We start from the raw sequence: 18,600 nt of genomic DNA on the forward strand, positions 1-18,600 counted from the left end.
GTGGCTCTAACTCAGCCTGTGAGGCATGATGGCTGTGAGCAAGGCAGTCCTCTCCATCGCCAATCTCAGTGTCGTCCTGCGGCGAAGCGATCGTGACCACCTTGTGCTCGATGGGATCAATTTCGAGGCGCTCCCGGGTGAGATCATTGCGGTCGTCGGAGAGAGCGGCTCGGGCAAATCTACGCTTGGAGCAACAATTCAGGGTCTTCTGCCGGCCTCTAGCGAGCCGAAGGTCAGCGGCTCGATCGATCTTGCCGGTTTGGAGATAGTGGGGGCAGAGCCGCGGGTTCTTCGTGCGGCACGTCACTCGCTTGTGCGTGCCGTTCCCCAGGATCCGATGGGCGCCCTCAACCCGACGATGACGATCCGCCATCAACTCAGGGAATCGGCCGATGGAGACGACAGCTTCATCGGGGATTGGCTTGGCAGGGTCGGACTTGAGAACACGAAAGCCATACTCGACACATTTCCGCATCGCCTGTCTGGTGGGCAGCGCCAGCGCGTCCTGATCGCGATGGCATTGATGGCACAGCCAAAAGTTCTGATTGCCGATGAGTCAATTACCTCACTCGACTTACCCTTGCGAAGTAAGGTTCTCGAACTGCTACGCAAGATCGCTCGGGAGCAGCAGACTGCAATTCTTTTCATCACCCATAATCTTGTCGCAGCTGCGTCGCTCGCGGATCGCGTGCTTGTAATCTATGGCGGGCGCATTCTGGAATTGGGTAGAATGGCAGATGTTTTGACAAATCCCGGCCATCCTTATCTCGCCGGTCTGCTTGCCACTCGGTTCGATTTTGACACGGATCGCACGCACCTTCTGCCTACTCTGCCGGTCGAGCGGATGAGGCTCGCCGATCTGGAAAACGTTTGTTGTTATGCCTCCCGTTGCCTCATCGTCCGGGACAAGTGCTTAAATAGCCGGCCCCAACCAACGCAGCTTTCTGTCAGCGGCCACACGGCGGCGTGCTTCTTCACCGACCTGGTCAAATCCAGCGCAGATCAACTTCGTTCTACGGAAGTCTGGCCGATGGTCACAGCGGCGAAGCCCGTGGAAGCGCTGCGGTTGTCCAATGTCAGGAAGAGCTTTACATCCACCGGCCCCTTTGGTCGCCGCAGATCTCAGCAGGTGCTGGAATCGGTCAATCTTTCGGTCGCGCTTGGTGAGTGCTTGGCTCTGCTTGGGAAAAGCGGCGCCGGCAAATCGACGATTATCAGGCTCGCGGCCGGGCTTCTGATGCCTGATGGTGGAGAGATTTTCCGTATCGACAATGCGCCACAAATTGTCTTTCAGGATGCTGCGGCATCCCTCACGCCTTGGCTTTCCATCGGCGAACAGATCGGCGACCGGTTGCGGTATCTGGGTCTTAACAAGGCAGAGCGTCTTCAAAAGGTTGGCAGGGCGCTAGAAATGGTCGGCCTCGACGAGAGCTTGATGTCTTCACTGCCGGCCGGTCTGTCCATTGGTCAATGCCAGCGTGCCGTCATCGCCCGCGCGATCATCGTGCCGCCGAAACTTCTGCTCTGCGACGAGCCGATCAGCGCGCTCGATGTATCGCTTGCTGCCACCACGTTGAACCTTCTCGGCGAGATCAGACGCCGCCTAGACATGGCGGTGCTTTTCGTTACCCATGATCTGGCCGCCGCAAGAATAATCGCCGATCGTATCGCTGTGCTGGATGAAGGTCGGGTGGTGCAGCAGGGTGATCCAGATAAGATCACTGACGGTTTTAATGTACCATCGATGGGCTCCGTTCTCGCAGCGATGCCGAGAAACCAAGCGAGCACAAGCGGACCGGACCTATGAACGTTCCCGAGTTCCTTCCCGAGGAACGCTTCGTGCGCTGGCCCGTTGTTCTCGGCCGCACCAGCTGGATCGACCGGATTGGGCTCTTTGGCGTCATTGCCGTAACGATTATCGCGTTGTTCGCTGCATGGCTCACGCCATTCGACCCGCAGCTCCGTGTCGCGGCGGCCTATCTGCCGCCTTCCGCCGAGCACTGGTTCGGGACAGACGAGATCGGGCGTGATCTCTTCTCGCGTATCGTCATCGGTATCCAATATACATGGCTGCCCGCGCTTGCCCTTGTCCTCATCAGCCTCGTCGTCGGCACATGCGTCGGCATGATACCCCGTCTCATCAGCCGCAGGCTCGACATGCTGGCGCAATGGGTAGCCGAGTTCTTCCTGGTCATGCCATCGACGCTGGTGGCGCTTGCGATAATCGCCACCCTGGGCGGAGGACTTACTAATACGATGATTGCGATGGGTATCGCGTGGTGGCCCTGGTATGCGCGCATATCCCGCGACGAGCTTCGGCGGCTGAACGCTCGTCCGCATGTCGAGGCTGCAAGAATTGCCGGTATCAGCGGCCCGCGCCTGCTGCTGCGCTACCTTCTTCCGGGCGCGCTTCCGGCCCTGCTCGTGGCGGCGACACTGGATGTCGCAACGGCCATTATGACGATGTCGCTCATGTCCTTCATCGGGCTCGGCCAACCGGCCCCGGCGCCAGAGCTCGGGGCGATGACATCAAGGGCGCTTGATAGTCTGTCCATTTATTGGTGGCTGCCAATATTGCCGGCGGCGGCCATTTTTCTCATCTGTCTTCTCGCCAATCTCGCGGGAGACGGCCTTCGCACGGCGTTGCGAGGAACCTAGGATATGCTGGTCTACTTTCTAAGGCGCCTATCGGGTCTCGTGGTCGTTCTCTTGGCAATGAGCTTTGCCGTGTTCTGCCTGCAAAGCATCATTCCGGCAGATCCCGCGCGCGCTATCGCCGGACCGCTCACGCCGCTTTCGAGTGTGAACGCTCTTCGCCAGCAACTCGGCCTCGATGATCCAATTATCGTCCAGTATGGCCGGTTTCTCTCGCGGCTCGCTGAAGGTGATCTCGGGACGTCGACCAGAACCCGTCAGCCCGTGGCCGCCGACATAAGAGAATATCTGCCCGCTTCACTCGAACTGTCACTAGCGGCTCTCTGCATCGGCCTTGTACTGGCAGGTGTCATTGCGGTGCTGCCCCGCATCCTGGGCAGCACTGGAGGGTTGAGATTCCTCTTGATCGCGGCCGGCTCGGTTCCGACGTTCATGTCGGCCTTGCTTTTGGTCTATTTTCTCTGGTTCCGTCTTGGCTGGTTGCCGGGTTCGGGCCGGATGAGCGAGGACGATATAGGCGGCCCGACTGGCTTCAACATGATCGACGCGTTGATCGGCGGCAGGGGCGACCTTAGCCTGGATGCCGTCAGACATCTGCTCCTGCCGGCCTTGGCTCTGGCGCTGCCGATTGCCGTGGCGGTGGGACGCAGTCTCGACAGTGCGCTGCGCGAAGTGATGCAGCAGCCCTACATCGGAACTGCGCGGGGAAAGGGTCTTCGGGAGGCGGTGGTCGTCTTGCGCCATGGTCTTCGCAACTCTGCATCTCCGGCACTAGCGATGGTTGGTCTGCAGATCCGGCTTCTGTTTGGCAACCTGCTGATCGTCGAACTCGTGTTCGGGTGGCCGGGCCTTGGGCTTTACATGGTCCAGTCCTTGAGCAGTGCCGATCTTCCAGCAGTCCTCGGAGTCACGGTTGTTCTCGGAACTTTCTACATCCTCGTGAACATTGTCGTCGAAATTATGCAGACGCTCGCCGATCCGCGTATCGAGCTGTAGCATTCTCGAAACCTATCCCTCTGGCCTAGTTCGCTAGACCTCAACCCTATGGATTTCCGGGGCGATCAGAGTTCATCTGGATATGGCGATCCCGATGTGGCATGGGGCGGTCTGATGGATGACGAGATCAGGTTGAAGGAAGGCGTTTTGGCGGTGCCGCGTTGCGGCGGTTCCTACGAGCCCCGTGATCGGTCGCAGGTCTCAGAGACAAATGTCCGCCGCAGGACCGGGCTCAGCAACTGGCAGGTCAAACGCGTAACTGACTATGTCGATGCGAGACTGGAAGGGCCGGTTCGTGTCGAAGATCTGGCGGCTGCGGCAAAGCTCAGCCCTGGCCATTTCCGCCGCGCCTTTTCGATCAGCTTCGGCATGTCACCTTATGCTTTTGTCATGCATCAGCGGATCGAACGTGCCCGGACGTTGCTGCTCGCCTCCGAGCACGAGATGGGTGATATCGCCTTTGCTTGCGGCTTGTCGGATCACGCGCATTTCAGCCGGTTGTTCCGGCGTTTCGTCGGAACGACACCCAGCCAATGGCGTCAAGATCTGGCGGCGGCGCAAAGCGCCGCTCAAGATGGTATCCGTTAAGCCGGATTATTCTCCCGCCACGATCAACCGATGGCGAGAGCCAGCGTGGTGCGTTTGTCGCCACCAGTCATGCTGACAGGGCCTCGAGTTCTTTGACTGACGGCCTGATGTGGATTTCACGCGGTGCCGGCTTGGCGTGAAGGTCGCGCACCGGCAGGCTGAATGTGATCGATGCACCGCCGCGAAGCCCATTCTCGGCCCACAGTCGTCCGCCGTGGGATTCGATGATGGACCGGCAGATCGCAAGGCCCATGCCCATCCCATCCTGCTTCGTCGTGTAGAACGCCTCGAATATCTTCTCGGTGTCGCCGATCCCGGTGCCCAGGTCGCTCACTTCCACTTCGACGGTGTCGCCGTCCCGCAGCCTGGACTCGATTTTCAGTGTACGGGCTCTGGGCTCGATATCCTGCATCGCTTCGATGCCGTTGCGGATGAGGTTGAGGATCACCTGTTCCATTTGCACATGGTCCGCGCTGGTCGAAGGCAGATAAGGATCGAGATTGACATCGAGCTTCACCTTGTTGGAGGCGAGCCTGTCGGCGATCAGTTCGCAGGCATCGTTGATCAGATTGTTCAGATCGACTGTGGTTCTGGGGTAGGCGGTCTTGCCGAACAGCGCCCTGATGCGGCTGACCACTTCGGCGGCCGCATCGGCATCGCGCACGATCCAGTCGGCGGACCGCAGGGCGCGTTCGAGATTCGGCGGTTCCGCGCTCAGCCAACGGCGGAATGCATTCGCATTGGCCACCACCGCCTGCAGCGGTTGATTGAGTTCATGCGCAATCGAGACGGAAAGTTCCGACATGCTGGCGGCGCGCAGGGCCCTTGCCAATCTCTCGTCGGATTGGCGCAGCGCCTCCTGCGCACGGACCTCATCGTCGATGTCGAGATTGACGCCGTACCAGCGAATGATCTTGCCATTCTCGTCGCGCAGGGGTTCGACGCGTGAATCCATCCATCGATACTGCCCGTCCTTATGGCGAAGCCGGCCCTTGTGATTGATGGGCTGACCCGTCGCAATGGCATGTCTGAACGCCTCCGTCACTGCGGCGCGATCCTCGGGATGGACAAGTTCTGCTTCGGCAGCGACCTCTTCCGTCGTCCTCGAATGAATATCGCCTTCGTTGAGCCCTGCCCATTCGGAGAAGCGCTTGTTGAGATAGCAGGGAAGTCCTTCGGGGGTCATGAGCCAGATCAGAGACGGTACCGTATCGACGATGAGGCGCAGTTCCGCCTCCCGCTGGCGCGCTGCTTCATGCGCTTCCATCTCGTCATGGATGTCGAGGCAGACACCGTACCACTGAATGATCTGGCCATCGGCATCGCGAAGCGGCTCGGCTTTCCCGTCGATCCAGCGATAGACGCCATCGCAGCGCCGCTGCCGATATTTCAGGGCGAAGCGTTCGCCGGTTTTGAAAGCCCGCGAAAGGCTCTCCTGAAACAGCGTCTGGTCTTCGGGGTGGATCGTGTCGATGATCGCTGTCGCGAACCGCCTTGTATCCACGGGATCATTACCCTGCAGCGAAATCCCGGTCCAGTGCATAAGGGGCTTGTTGATATAGGAGGTTTCGCCGGCCGGGCTGGCGCACCAGATGAGAGCCGGGACTGTGTCGATCATCTGCTGCAGCTGCTCCCGGCTTTCCCGCAGAGCAGCTTCCGCCTTTCGCTGATCGTCGATATCGACCGATGTCGCGAACCACGCCGTAATGTGGCCGTGTTCGTCACGCGAGGCGATGGCGGAATCGCGAAGCCATCGGTAGGTCCCGTCGGCGCGTCGCACACGCTGCTCTTCGAAGATCGGCTCGCCTGTCCTGAGGCTGTGTTCCCATCGCTGCTTGCATCCCTCGACATCATCGGGATGCACGAAGAGGCTCCACCATGAATGATTGTCTAGCTTGGCGATCCTGCTCATTTCCTCGGCAGTCACGCCGACAAAGTCGAGCGCCTTCGGATTCAGGAAGCGCAGGCGGCCGTCAGGATAGGCCGACCAGCCAAAGCCCGGAATGTCTTCGATATTGGGCTGGATATTCTTGTAAACGCGGTCGAACAGGCTCTGCGGCTTGAAGACGTTGATGAAAAACCAGAGCGCAGTGGCCGAGCAGGCGAACATGACGACCCGCACGGGTTCATCATCGCCGAAATTGGCGGGGGAGAGAATGATGGTCGCCGTCAACAAACAGCCGATGAGCAGCACGGCCAGACCTGTGCGCCAGCTTGTATAGAGCCAGATGGCGACCATTGCGACGAGAATGCCGGAGGTGTCTGCGAAAAGCCCTGCCAGCAGGATGCCGCTGCCGCCAATAGCCATGGCCGTGACGATCCGTTCTTTTGACGATGTCAACTGCATGGGAGTCCTCTTTGCTTTGCTGTCGGTGTCTTTTCCCCGACCTGACGCTGGTGGATAATTTCAGCCATCGTTCATTCGGACATGCGACGGCAGCGCTTGCCAGACATTGAAAAGCTGCGCCACCGAACTGACCTGCATCTTTTTCATCATATTGCTGCGGTGAAGCTTCACCGTAAATTCGCTGATCCCGAGGGAGAAGGCTATCTGTTTGTTGACTTCGCCGGATACGACCAGCTTCAGAACCTGGCGTTCGCGTACAGTGAGGGTTTCAAAAAGGGAAACGTATCGATCGGCTGCAGACAAGGCGTTCCTGCGGCTGATATCTGTTGCGATGGCGCTGGACACGGCATCGAGAAAGGTCTGGTCCCGTACGGGTTTGGTCAGGAAATCCTGCGCGCCGGCCTTCATTGCCTGCACGCTCATTGCAATGTCCCCGTGTGCCGTCAGAAAAAGCACGGGTGTGGTGACGCCATTGCGGGTCAAATGATGCTGCAGGTCCAGACCGCTGATGCCGGGCATACGAACATCCAGGACGACGCAACTCGGGCGGTCGGGCAGCTTCGCTTCGAGAAATTCTCGGCCCGATAAAAATGTCATTGCGTCGATGCCGACCGAATTCAGCAGGTTCTCCAGAGCCGCGCAAACGGTCTCATCGTCGTCAACCAAAATCGCGACCGGACTTTTCGACCCCTTGGAGGTGGCCACCCCCATGCATGATCCTCCAACTGCCAGCAGACATGCCGCTTCCCCGAACTGCGTGAGAATACCGTCATCGACGAGAAAATTGAAGGAGGGGGCAACTAAACCAAGTATATATTGCGGAGCACATTTTTATATGTCTGGGTTCTTGCGGCCCAGCATGATGCTATGCAGAGATGCGCCCGGCTTCGGCTAGCGGGACGCAACCTTGAACGCCGTCGGCCGATGCTCGATTGGCATGGCGAGCGTTTCGCCATTCACGATAAAATATGCGACGTTCGGTTCGGCTTGCGACGACGAGGGTGTCGCGAGCGGCACATAGATTTTTGCGGACGCCTTGGGCGCCGATGTGGCCCCATAGCCGAGATATGCAAGTATTGCGATTATCAGACCGCCGATGATCAGGAGCGGAAGCCTGGGCGTCTCGAGAGGCCTGTATCGAGAGCTTGGGTCATATCTCATCACAACCGCCTTTGATCGATCTTGGTCATGATCAGCTTACAGGCGGCTAGCGGGCTAAGCAGTTATACGAAGGTGTGCGACGGGGGCAACGAAGGTGTGCCTTGCGATGGTTCTGCGCGGGTGCATCCGCGCGGCTTACCTGACGCAATGAGCGGACTACCTGTTTGCAATAATGAGGGAATTTGACCGACTTGCCGATCGATCTCGCGGCCGAACCTAGACCCTTGGCGTATTTTGGCAAAGGGGGCCGCATGGTAGTATTGTTGCCACATGACCACGTCGCCAGTTGCAATTTCGGCGTGGCCCTCAGCTGACGGGAACCCCTTCATGAACGCGGCAGAATGGAGCAGTGTCATGCTTCATCGCTGTACGGCGGTAGCGGGGCTCTGCAAAGCAGTCGTTTGGAGGCGCGGAAAGCCATGATGATCGATCAAGTCAGCACGAGCGACGAGCCGGTTGTCTGTATCGTCGACGACGAAGGCCCTGTCAGGGCTTCTCTCGTGGACCTTTTCGAGTCGGTGGCGATGAAGGCTATCGCATTCGAGAGCGCTTCGGATTTTCTGGAGCGCTGCGATATGAGGCAGGCAGGCTGCATTCTCCTCGACGTGCGGATGCCCGGCATCAGTGGCCTGGACTTTCAGGACCAGCTCGCCGCTGCCGGCAACACCATGCCCATTATCTTCATGTCAGGTCACGGAAGTGTTCCGCTGACCGTAAAGGCAATGAAGGCAGGAGCAACGGATTTCCTGATCAAGCCGTTTGCAGGCAGCGCCGTGATCGCCGCCGTCGGCGAAGCAATCAGGCGAGATGCCGAGAACCGGAAAGAGGCTACTATTCGCGCCCAGTTGCAAATTTGCGAGGCCAGGCTTACTCCGCGCGAGCGGGAAGTCTTGCATTATGTCGCAGCCGGATTGATGAACAAGCAGATTGCACATGAAATGCAGATCAGCGAAATCATGGTGAAACTGCACCGGGGACGAATGATGAAAAAGATGCAGGCCGGCTCCCTCGCGGAGCTCGTTCGCAAATTTGACATGTTGAAACCGGATCTCAAACTGTATCAGTAACCTGCGTGGCGCCTGGCTCATTGCCCGAAAAAGAAGAATTGTACTTACGCAATGGCAAGTTCCCCCAACAAGACAGTCGCCGTCATTGATGACCATCGCTATCTCAGGGAATCCCTCAAGGATTTGCTCGAGGCGGCCGGTTATGAATGCGAGCTCTATGAGTCAGCCGAGACATTCCTGAGCGAAAAAGGCTATTCGCTTGCTGATTGCATTCTTGCCGATGTCAGAATGCCGGGAATGTCAGGCGTAGAGATGCTCCAGGCATTAGGCAGACTGCCTTCCCATCCGCCTGTCATCATCATGACGGCACACGGGGACAAGGAGGTCGAAGCCGCCGTCTCTCAGGCAGGTGCTGTTGCCTTTCTCAAGAAACCCGTCAATGCCGATTTGCTGATGTCGTGGCTGGAGCGCGCGATCAGGGATTATCGCGGAGGCTAAAATACCCTGCAGAAGTGCGCAGGTCCTGCATTCGGAATTGCGTTGTCACGCGTGAGCGGCCTGTTCCATCTCAAACGGCAGGGTAAAAACGAACTTCGCTCCGTGTGGATCGGCCTGCTCCACGCTCAACCGTCCACCGTGAGATTCGATGATGGAGCGGCTGATCGCCAGCCCCATTCCCATCCCCTGTCCTTTCGTCGTGAAAAAGGGTTCGAATATTCTATCGGGGAATTCGACGCCCGGGCCGCGATCGCTGATCTCGATCTGCACTGCATCCATGGCGCGGCAGGCGCGAATGCGTAGGACGCGGTCGTTGCCGGCAGAATCCATGGCCTCCAGACCGTTGCGGATCAGATTGATCAGGACCTGTTGAACCTGAACCCGATCGAAGGCGATCGGCGGAAGGTCTCGCTCGAACTCGAGATCCATGCGCACGCGCCGCCGCATCGCCTCCTCGGCCATGAGGTCGCGCGCTTCTCTGACCACGCTATCGAGTGAGGCATAATCTCTCGAGGTTTCGGAGCGTTTGAATAAAGCACGGATGCGGCCGACGACTTCGACGGCGGAATGGGCGCTTGCCGAGATACGTTCGACCGCTTTCTGCGCCCGTTCTATATTGGGTGGTTCCGCTGAGAGCCAGCGCTGGCCGACATCCGAGCTTGATATGACGGCCGCGAGAGGCTGGCTGATCTCATGAGCGATCGAGGCGGAAAGCTCGGCCAGGCTTGCTGCCTGGCTTGCACGCGCAAGGTTCAGCTGGGCAAGGCTCAAGGCCTCCTGCACGCGAACCTGATCCTCGACATCGATCGACAGGCCGTACCATTCCACGACTGCGCCGTTCTTATCGCGAACGGGCTCGAAGCGGCCTTCCGTCCAATGGAACGTACCGTCCGGCCCGCGCCGTCTGTATCGCATCATGAAAGGCTCGCCAGCCTGAATGCAATGCCTGATCCTGCGCTTCACTTCCGGCCCATCCTCGGGATGGAGAAGCTCCTGCGCTGCCCGTGCAAACTCCTCGAAATTTGCTTTGAAAAGTCCGAGTTCCTGCATGTAGCGTCTGCTGACATAGGAGAGTTCTCCCGCAGGCGTCCAGCTGCAGATGTGCACCGGCAAGGCATCGATGAGCCGTTGAAGATGCCGTTCACTTCGCTGCAGCGCCTCTTCGGCGTGGACCTGATCGTCGATATCATGGCAAAGGCCATACCACTGGCTGATGCGTCCATGCCGGTCATGTATCGAATCCGCGCGGCTCGACATCCAGTGATAGACGCCATCATGGCGGCGCAGGCGGTATCGCGTGGAAAAGCTTTTGCCGGTGGCGAAGCAATATCGGAGCGCATCCCTGAAGCCCGCGGCATCATCGGGATGGATCGCCATCTCGATCATTGCTTCGAGCCGGCTCATGCCTGGCTTTTGGATATCGGCGATATCCCGGCCGAGGTAATCGATCATCTGCTTGTTAAAAAAGATTGGCTCGCCGTCTGCCGTTAGCCGCCAGATGTGAGATGGCACCCTATCGACGAGTTCGGCAAGCGCCCGTTCTCGTTTGCGCAATGCCCTGGCGCTCCGGCTGACGATCATCCCCCGCTCCCGGCGACACATTCGCGTCTCAACAGGCTGAAATGCCCTGCACAGGATTTATCCCACGATACAGTGGAAGACGGAAGCAATTCATACGCGAACGTATCTTGGCATCAGATCGCTTCGATCCGCCCAATGGTTGTCCCGTCGATGACGAGTGGGCGCTCTCATCTGCAGCCGGGTTTCAAGACAGACGACCGCCCGCGCTGTTCATTTGTCTATTCTGGGCACAGTTCCTTGTCCTTGCGCACGGCTAATGGAGACCGATGCGACAGCTTATTTCCTGGGTCTCAACAAGGAGAATTAGGATGCTAGATCTAAAGGATAAAGTGGCTGTCATCACCGGCGGCAATAGCGGGATTGGCAAGGCGACGGCGCTCCTTTTCGCCAAGGAGGGAGCGAAAGTCGTCATCACCGGACGTCGTCAGGATGTTATTGACGACGCGGTTCGCGAGATTGGCCATGGAGCGATCGGAATTTGTGGCGATGTTGCCAGCATCGATTTCCATCGCCGGCTCGCGACTGAGGTTACGGAGCGCTTTGGCGTAGTCGATATCTATATGGCCAATGCCGGCATTATCAATCTCGCGGCGTCAGAGGCGGTCAGTGAGGCCGAATACGACCAGCACTTTGCGGTCAATACGCGCGGCGTCTTCTTCGGTGTTCAGACCATCGCTCCGCATATGCGCGATGGCGGAAATATTATCGTCACGAGTTCTCTGGCCGGGACAAAGGTTCTGCCGAACCACACTGTCTATGCCGGCACCAAGGCTGCGCTCGCCGCATTTGCCCGCAATTGGGCGATTGAATTCAAATCGCGCCGGATCCGTGTCAACATTCTTAGCCCCGGTCCGGTCGAAACCGAGATCCTGGGAAAACTCGGCGTCAGTGAAAGCAACCGTCCGCAATTCGAGCAGCAGATGGCTGACCTGATACCGGCAGGACGTCTCGGGCGCCCCGAAGAACTGGCTCAGGCCGCGCTCTTCCTCGCTTCGGCTGGTACCTTCGTGAACGGAATCGAACTTCACGTCGATGGAGGCATGTGCGTGGCCTGACACTGGCGCGTGAGATTTCGTGTGGCCGGATCGCGTGCCGGCCGCGCGAGCGTTCGCTCGGATTAGTCCCATTACGCCTGTGGCCCGCGGTGGAGGACAACGTGCGCTCCGACGCAAAATCAGACATTGGTCGGATTTATCGAACGAGGGCTGTATGGCCGACGCGGTCAGGATCGGGCCTCACAATGCCGGTAGCTCCCAGGCAAACCGGTTTTGAGGGCGACCCGTGGGCGACTCTTCAGTCGTTACCGCACGAACGCCCTAGAACGGAGGTTTGGATTGCTGCGGAGCGCGGCCAATACAATGATAGCGCCGCTCACGTCGGCTATCGCAGCGCCCGGTGGCATCCGAAACATTCTCCCATCCATTTGCTCGCGATTAGTTGAACAAAAAAGACTCGACACCTGAATAATTGCGCCATATTAAATTGTGCACAATCAAAAAGAGGAAGCCACTTATGCATAAAATCCTGAAATCCGTATTCGCACTCGGCGCACTGGCAGCTCTTGCCGTCCCTGCTGCCGCTGAATCTGCAAAGCCGACGGTGGTACTCGTGCACGGCGCGTTTGCCGATGCTTCGAGCTGGAACGATGTTATCGCTCGCCTCGAAAAGGACGGTTATCCGGTTGTCGCGGTCGCCAATCCGCTGCGCAGCGTGAAGTCGGATGGTGATTATGTCGGTCGTGTCGTCGCAGGGATAAAGACGCCGGTGGTTCTCGTCGGTCATTCCTATGGCGGTTCGGTCATCAGCGAGGCCGCGACAGAGACGAAAAATGTCGAGGCACTGGTCTATGTCGCTGCCTTTGCCCCTGACAAGGGCGAGTCTGCTGCCGACCTTTCGGGCAAGTTCCCAGGCAGCACCCTGGCACCGACGCTTGCCGAGCCCGTTGCATTGGAAAATGGCGGAAAGGATCTGTATATCCAGCAGGACAAGTTTCATGAGCAGTTCGCTGCTGATGTGCAGGCAAAGACCGCAAAGCTGATGGCAGCAACCCAGCGTCCGATCACCGAGGCGGCCTTGACCGAGGCAGCCCCCGGCGCGGCGTGGCAGACCATTCCGTCCTGGTTCATCTACGGCGACGCGGACAAGAACATTCCCGCCAAGGCTCTTGCCTGGATGGCTGAGCGTGCCCATTCCAAGGAAACCGTCGTCGTGAAGGGTGCATCCCATGTCGTAATGGTTTCTCATCCTGACAAGGTTGCGAAGATCATCGAAGACGCGGCTTCCGCCAAGTAACGCTCAATCTTCGAGTTGCTCCTGAATGGGCTCCGTCCTCGTCGGCGGAGCCCAGATGTTATTGCGGTAGGGGCACAGTTCTAAACAATCTGAAATTGTGTATCGCCGGCAGATGATGATGAATGGCCTTTTTCTGCAAGCTGATTGCCAGCAGGTAGTTTCTCGCCTGTCTCAAGAGGTCGTCGGCTGCGTTCCAGTCGCTCTCACGTTCGGCTCCCCAACCTTGGTTTGGGAGGTAAGCCTCGGACTTGGATGGTAATTTTGAGGCCCGCTTATCCAAGGAGGTTGCGATGCAGGTCACGAAATTCATTGTCTACGCGATGGTCGGCTTCAACATATTGCTTGCCGGCTGGCTGGCGCTGTACATGCTCTACGATCCCGAAAGCTGGTATTATTTTATCCCCGGCGTCACCGATACAGGGATGTACAACCAGCATTTCATTCGCGATATCGGCATCATCCAGGGCTTCATAGCGCTTGCATTTGCCTTTGGGGCCTGGAAGCCTGGCCGGCGGGTCGAGATGTGGGCCGGGGCGACCCTGTGGCTCATCGCCCATGCAACGTTTCATCTTTGGGAAGTCGCGGTCGGCATTTGCTCTTCGTCGGTGATCCTGCGCGACTTCCCGGCGGTGAGCCTGCCCGCGATCTTCGGGATCATTGCAACACTTTGGGCAATTCAGCAGGCCACAGCCTCCGCGAGCCGGCAAGGCGTTGCAGGCATTCGGGCGTAGTGCGATTGCTCAAGCCATAAAAGAGGAGGCGCTTTGCGGCGCCTCCTCCTTCGTCTGCGACGGTAGCATCTGCGTAAGCACTAAGCCGCCATCATCGATCGCGAAAGCCAGTCGTGGAACGTCACGGTTCCGGCAAGGGCATCGGCTCTCGGAAGGAGTGTCGTTTCGGCAAGTTCCACACCGAAGAACGGCGCTGTCGGATCGATCGCAATTGAGCGTGGATCTTCCGTCGCCGTCAGGATCTCGCGCGCCAATTGGTCCAGTTGTACAGGGTCCGGGCCGGCGATCTCAATGATGTCATTGCGGGGCGTGCCGATCATGATCCTTGATATCAAGGTCGAAGCCTCGTCCGCCGCAATCGGCCTGACCAGAGAGGGTGGCAGCCGGAAACTATTCCCATCGGCTGCCAAATCGATGATGCCGTTGAAGAATTCGAAGAACTGGGCGGACCTGATAATGGTGTGAGGTAGCCCAGAGGCCCTTATGAGATTTTCCTGCACCATCTTTGCGCGGAAATAGTCGTTTTCCACCAGCCGGTCCGTGGCGACCACGGACAGGGCAAGATAGTGCCCGACGCCAGCATCCTTCGCTGCCGCCAGCAGATTTTTGCCTGCCTGCTTGAAGAAGCCGAGCGCGTTTGAATCACCGAATGATCCGTAATTGGTGACATCGATCAGCACGTCCGCGTCGGCAAGCGCCGCCCTCAGCCCTTGGCCGGTATAGGCGTCGACGCCGGTACTGGTCGACACCCCACTGACGGTTTGACCCGCTCGTTCCAATTCGCGAACGATCTTGGATCCCATCATCCCGCTCGCACCAACAACCAAAATCTTCATCTCACGCCCTCGGGATAGTGACCGACATGCTGAAAGGATAGCCGTTTCCGGGGGCGGATCGATAAAACGAAGTTTTGGGTTGACCGGTAGCAGGGGCGATGGGTGTTCGCTCGAACCTCATGTTCCAGCGATTAATGTCATTTACCCAGCGTAAGATCCGAACCCGAACCAAGGTTTGGCAAACCAATGTTAGGGATGCCTGGCATGGCATCGGCCAGTACCTGAGTATCCGTGAGCCGTGTTAACCGGGCACGATGGGGATGATGAACGCAGGGCTTTTTCCGGCTTCTTCCTGCGGCCAACGAAATGGCAGCCGAGCGTCCAACCCATCCGGCTTATGTCGTCGAGCAGGCAAGACCGGCAGCGTTTACTGCCGGTTTTGTTCCACTTTGATGACGACGCATGCCCGTAGCGGGCGATGGTAAACCAAGGTGTATCGTCCGCCGGCGCATATCCTATGCTATCGATTGGCGTCTCATTGAGCAGGCTCGCATCATGCCGGCCGGCTGTAGCCTGTTTTGATCTGGCGGCTGGCATGTTTGGTGACTGAGAGCCGACAAAGGGTAAAGCAGAGGGATACGGGCGCATTCAAGGGTCGGAATCTCTCAGATGCCAGAGAGGTAATTCGATGCAAAACGCTCAGGTGAAAACGGACAAGAGCGCCGAGCCGGTCGTTTACGTCATCGACGATGACGCGGAGATGCGCAGTGCCCTCGTGGATCTTTTCACGGTCACGAACAAGCGCACATCAGCTTTCCCAAACGGTCTGGAATTTCTCAAATGGGCCGATGTCAATGCGCCAGGCTGTATCGTCGTCGACATGCGAATGCCAGGGGGCTCGGGGCTTGATCTTCAAAGCCAGCTTCTGGCGCTCGGCAGTAAACTGCCGCTCATATTCCTCACGGCCCACGCGGATGTTCCGACCAGTGTAAGGGCAATGAAGGCGGGCGCGACCGACTTCATCACGAAACCCTTCATCAACCAGGTTCTTCTCGACGCCGTGGATCACGCCATCAGGATAGATGACGAACGCCGCAAGTCGAATGAGGAATTGAAACGCGTCCAGGCGCTTGCCGACAGCCTGACACCCAGGGAGCAGGAGGTCATGCATGCGGTGGCGAGCGGTTTGATGAACAAGCAGGTCGCCTATCAGCTTGGTATCAGCGAAATGACGGTCAAGCTTCACCGCATGAGCCTCATGCGCAAGATGCAGTGCCGCTCTCTGGCAGATCTCGTGCGCAAGGTTGAACAGCTTCAGCGGGGTTAATGCCTGAACCGTTCCGCGCCCGAAGCAATCGAACTCCGGAAAGACCGGCTTGCCTCGATCTTTTCTCGCGGCGGCCGAATGGCCGCTGCCCGTCTGGCCGGGTATTCCCGGCTGAATTTCTGGTCGGGTACATGGGGCGCGGTCCGATCCCCAACGTATGTTTGGGTATGCGTCCAACCACAATCGCTTTAGGCTTAGATCCTGGCAGCCGGCTCAAGGCTGCCGTCTCTTCCACAGGAATCCGGGACCGAACCGATGATGCAACCCATTCATTCTACAGAGAGATCGTTAGAGCCTCTCACCATGCTCGCGGGGTTGTGGCTGCTGGCGCAGCGCCCGGTCCGGACAAAGTCGGTCTGACCTGACTACCGCCCCGCCTCGCTTGCGCGGCGGGAGGTTCATTCAACTCTTTGGTACAGCAAAAAGGAGCAGATTATGAAAATCGTCGTTATCGGCGGAACCGGCTTGATCGGTTCGAAGCTCGTCAAGCGCCTCCAGGCCAAGGGCCACGAGACTATTGCCGCCTCTCCCGCATCCGGCGTCAATACGATTACCGGCGAGGGGCTTGCCGACGTTCTCAAGGGAGCACAGGTCGTGGTCGACCTCTCCAACTCCCCGTCCTTCGAAGACAAAGCCGTGATGGAATTCTTCCAGACCGCGGGTCGCAACATTGCGTCCGCCGAAGCGGCTGCAGGCGTGAAGCATCATGTTGCACTGTCCGTCGTCGGCACGGAACGCCTTCCGGAGAGCGGATACATGCGCGCCAAGCTTGCCCAGGAGAAGATCATTAAAGAATCCGGGATTCCTTATTCCCTGGTTCACTCGACGCAGTTTTTCGAATTCATGTTCGGCATCGCTCAATCCGGCGTGCAGGGCGACAAGGTTCACCTTTCACCGGCGATGATGCAGCCGATCTTCTCGGACGATGTTGCCGACGCGCTTGTCGATGTCGTTCTCGGTAATCCGTTGAACGCCACCGTCGAAATCGCCGGTCCGGAACCGATCAAGATTGCGGATGCCGTCACCCGCTATATGCGGCAGATCGGCGACAAGCGCGAAGTGGTTGCCGATGATCAGACCCGTTATTTCGGTGCTCTGCTGAAGGAAGGCTCCCTTATGCCCGGTAATCAGGTACGGATCGGCAAGACGCGGTACTCCGAATGGGTCAAGACGGCTACCCCGCCTCCGGGTCACTGACCGGGCATCAAAATCTGCGTTGAAATAATCAAAGCCCCGGAAGGGGCTTTGATCGTTTTGGGTGGTGCGTTGCCGATCGACAGTTCCCGAAGCTCATCGCAATGCTATTCGAAAAAAGGGGGCGCCTCAGCAGCGCCCCAAATCATCAGGCCTTAAAGAAGCTGAGCAGATCGGCATTGACGATGTCGGCATGCGTGGTGGCCATGCCATGGGGCAGGCCCTTGTAAATCTTCAGGGTCGCGTTCTTCAGCAATTTTGCGGAAAGCGGTGCGGAATCGGCGACAGGGACGATCTGGTCATCGTCGCCGTGCATGACGAGAACGGGCACTTCGATCGATTTCAGATCTTCGGTAAAGTCCGTTTCCGAGAACGCCTTGATGCCGTCGTAATGGGCCTTCGCTCCACCGGCCATGCCCTGCCGCCACCAATTCTGGACGATTGGCTGCGAGACTTGAGCACCTGGGCGATTGAAGCCGTAGAACGGGCCGCTGGCCAGGTCGATATAGAACTGCGACCTGTTGGCTGCCAGTGCTGTGCGAAGGCCGTCAAAGACCTCAATCGGCAGGCCGCCCGGATTGGCCGCCGTCTTGACCATAATCGGCGGGACGGCCCCGATGAGAACGAGCTTGGCGACGCGCCCCTTTCCGTGACGTGCGACATAGTGGGTTGCTTCGCCGCCGCCCGTCGAATGGCCGACGTGGATTGCGTTGCGGAGGTCGAGATGCTGGACAACGGCCGCAGCGTCGGCGGCATAATGGTCCATGTCGTGACCGTCGCTGACCTGGGTCGAGCGGCCGTGTCCGCGGCGGTCATGCGCAATGACGCGATAACCCTTGCCGAGGAAGAAAAGCATCTGGTTGTCCCAGTCATCAGCGCTGAGTGGCCAGCCGTGGTGGAAGACGATCGGCTGAGCGTCCTTCGGACCCCAGTCCTTATAGAAGATCTGGACGCCGTCTTTGGTCGTGACGTATTCGGTGCTCATGGTGTGTTCTTCCTTCGCGTTCTTTGGCTCATCAGCCATTGCGGATGCAGAAAATCTCAAGGTTGCGGCAGCGACTGCAAATGTAATCGCCCCCGCCATCGTATCTCGGCGCGTTGGCCGAAAGTGTTGCGGATCCATATAGTTCTCCTTGTTTCGAGATGCTTGGTAGGTGCCGCGAACTGGTTGCTTTGGGAGGAGTAGTGTCGCCGAACCAAGCTTGGAGAAGCTATATTTTATGGGGATTGTGAGAAGCTATACTTCCGTTTCATCAATGGCCATTCGGACGCCCGAATGTCAGCCTTGGGCACCAAGGGATCTGAAGAGCGGCGATTCAGGAACACCGTAAACCCGCAGATTTTCGGGCGAAACCCAAACGGACGTTTGATCGTCCGACAGGTGCGCTTCGACTATGAGCGGGGAGGGGCGCCATTGAAGACAACTCATCGCAAGTCATTGTCATAT

At 58.2% G+C, this 18,600-nt stretch carries 16 protein-coding genes; 11 read left to right on the plus strand and 5 right to left on the minus strand.

All coding sequences use genetic code 11. The features are described from left to right. Window positions 1-28 precede the first annotated feature (28 nt). From FHX06_RS14380 to FHX06_RS14395, 4 genes are all read left to right on the plus strand, one after another. On the plus strand, window positions 29-1,807 hold the full coding sequence (locus tag FHX06_RS14380; RefSeq protein ID WP_246715566.1) for an ABC transporter ATP-binding protein: 1,779 nt from the start codon (window positions 29-31) through the stop codon (window positions 1,805-1,807). Beyond that, on the plus strand, window positions 1,804-2,658 hold the full coding sequence (locus FHX06_RS14385; protein ID WP_183850474.1) for an ABC transporter permease: 855 nt from the start codon (window positions 1,804-1,806) through the stop codon (window positions 2,656-2,658). Before FHX06_RS14380 ends, FHX06_RS14385 begins: the two co-directional genes overlap by 4 nt. Window positions 2,659-2,661: 3 nt before the next feature. Next, the gene (locus FHX06_RS14390) at window positions 2,662-3,651 is read left to right on the plus strand and encodes an ABC transporter permease (protein WP_183879780.1); all 990 of its coding nucleotides are present in this window, start codon (window positions 2,662-2,664) and stop codon (window positions 3,649-3,651) included. A gap of 114 nt (window positions 3,652-3,765) precedes the next feature. Next, window positions 3,766-4,239 carry a helix-turn-helix domain-containing protein gene (locus FHX06_RS14395; RefSeq protein WP_183879781.1) on the plus strand — a complete coding sequence of 158 codons (474 nt, stop codon included), beginning with the start codon at window positions 3,766-3,768 and terminating at the stop codon, window positions 4,237-4,239. Between the two features lie 67 nt (window positions 4,240-4,306). On the opposite strand, the gene FHX06_RS14400 is transcribed toward FHX06_RS14395, so the two are convergent. Then, entirely contained in the window at window positions 4,307-6,586 is a 2,280-nt protein-coding gene (locus tag FHX06_RS14400; protein ID WP_183879783.1) for a PAS domain-containing protein, read from the minus strand. A gap of 60 nt (window positions 6,587-6,646) precedes the next feature. Then, window positions 6,647-7,297: a response regulator transcription factor gene (locus FHX06_RS14405; RefSeq protein ID WP_112546294.1), complete on the minus strand. Its 651-nt coding sequence runs from the start codon at window positions 7,295-7,297 to the stop codon at window positions 6,647-6,649. A gap of 872 nt (window positions 7,298-8,169) precedes the next feature. Between FHX06_RS14405 and FHX06_RS14410 the strand changes: the two genes are divergently transcribed. Both FHX06_RS14410 and FHX06_RS14415 read left to right on the plus strand, forming a co-directional pair. Further along, window positions 8,170-8,814: a response regulator transcription factor gene (locus FHX06_RS14410; protein ID WP_409564407.1), complete on the plus strand. Its 645-nt coding sequence runs from the start codon at window positions 8,170-8,172 to the stop codon at window positions 8,812-8,814. Window positions 8,815-8,865: 51 nt separating this feature from the next. Beyond that, window positions 8,866-9,252, plus strand: a complete 387-nt coding sequence (locus tag FHX06_RS14415) for a response regulator transcription factor (protein ID WP_112969107.1) — start codon at window positions 8,866-8,868, stop codon at window positions 9,250-9,252. A 45-nt stretch (window positions 9,253-9,297) separates the two neighbouring features. Here FHX06_RS14415 and FHX06_RS14420 read toward each other — a convergent pair whose 3' ends face one another. After that, window positions 9,298-10,833 carry a PAS domain-containing protein gene (locus FHX06_RS14420; RefSeq protein WP_162738451.1) on the minus strand — a complete coding sequence of 512 codons (1,536 nt, stop codon included), beginning with the start codon at window positions 10,831-10,833 and terminating at the stop codon, window positions 9,298-9,300. A 308-nt stretch (window positions 10,834-11,141) separates the two neighbouring features. Between FHX06_RS14420 and FHX06_RS14425 the strand changes: the two genes are divergently transcribed. The 3 genes from FHX06_RS14425 to FHX06_RS14435 all read left to right on the plus strand — a co-directional run bounded on the left by FHX06_RS14425 (window position 11,142) and on the right by FHX06_RS14435 (window position 13,856). Continuing rightward, on the plus strand, window positions 11,142-11,888 hold the full coding sequence (locus FHX06_RS14425) for an SDR family NAD(P)-dependent oxidoreductase (RefSeq protein WP_113210200.1): 747 nt from the start codon (window positions 11,142-11,144) through the stop codon (window positions 11,886-11,888). 457 nt (window positions 11,889-12,345) lie between these two features. After that, the gene (locus FHX06_RS14430; RefSeq protein ID WP_183879787.1) at window positions 12,346-13,125 is read left to right on the plus strand and encodes an alpha/beta fold hydrolase; all 780 of its coding nucleotides are present in this window, start codon (window positions 12,346-12,348) and stop codon (window positions 13,123-13,125) included. A 290-nt stretch (window positions 13,126-13,415) separates the two neighbouring features. Next, the gene (locus FHX06_RS14435; protein ID WP_112969111.1) at window positions 13,416-13,856 is read left to right on the plus strand and encodes a hypothetical protein; all 441 of its coding nucleotides are present in this window, start codon (window positions 13,416-13,418) and stop codon (window positions 13,854-13,856) included. An 80-nt stretch (window positions 13,857-13,936) separates the two neighbouring features. Here FHX06_RS14435 and FHX06_RS14440 read toward each other — a convergent pair whose 3' ends face one another. After that, a complete protein-coding gene (locus FHX06_RS14440) occupies window positions 13,937-14,692 on the minus strand; it encodes an SDR family oxidoreductase (RefSeq protein ID WP_183879789.1) in 756 nt (251 codons plus the stop codon). 628 nt (window positions 14,693-15,320) lie between these two features. Between FHX06_RS14440 and FHX06_RS14445 the strand changes: the two genes are divergently transcribed. Both FHX06_RS14445 and FHX06_RS14450 read left to right on the plus strand, forming a co-directional pair. Beyond that, window positions 15,321-15,959, plus strand: a complete 639-nt coding sequence (locus FHX06_RS14445; protein ID WP_113202069.1) for a response regulator transcription factor — start codon at window positions 15,321-15,323, stop codon at window positions 15,957-15,959. Window positions 15,960-16,394: 435 nt separating this feature from the next. Then, window positions 16,395-17,156, plus strand: a complete 762-nt coding sequence (locus tag FHX06_RS14450) for an SDR family oxidoreductase (protein ID WP_112546303.1) — start codon at window positions 16,395-16,397, stop codon at window positions 17,154-17,156. Between the two features lie 145 nt (window positions 17,157-17,301). Here the strand turns inward: FHX06_RS14450 and FHX06_RS14455 are convergent, their stop codons facing one another. Continuing rightward, entirely contained in the window at window positions 17,302-18,138 is an 837-nt protein-coding gene (locus tag FHX06_RS14455) for an alpha/beta fold hydrolase (protein ID WP_112546356.1), read from the minus strand. Between the last annotated feature and the right edge of the window lie 462 nt (window positions 18,139-18,600).

Source organism: Rhizobium sp. BK512, from assembly GCF_014194915.1.
GTDB lineage: Bacteria > Pseudomonadota > Alphaproteobacteria > Rhizobiales > Rhizobiaceae > Rhizobium.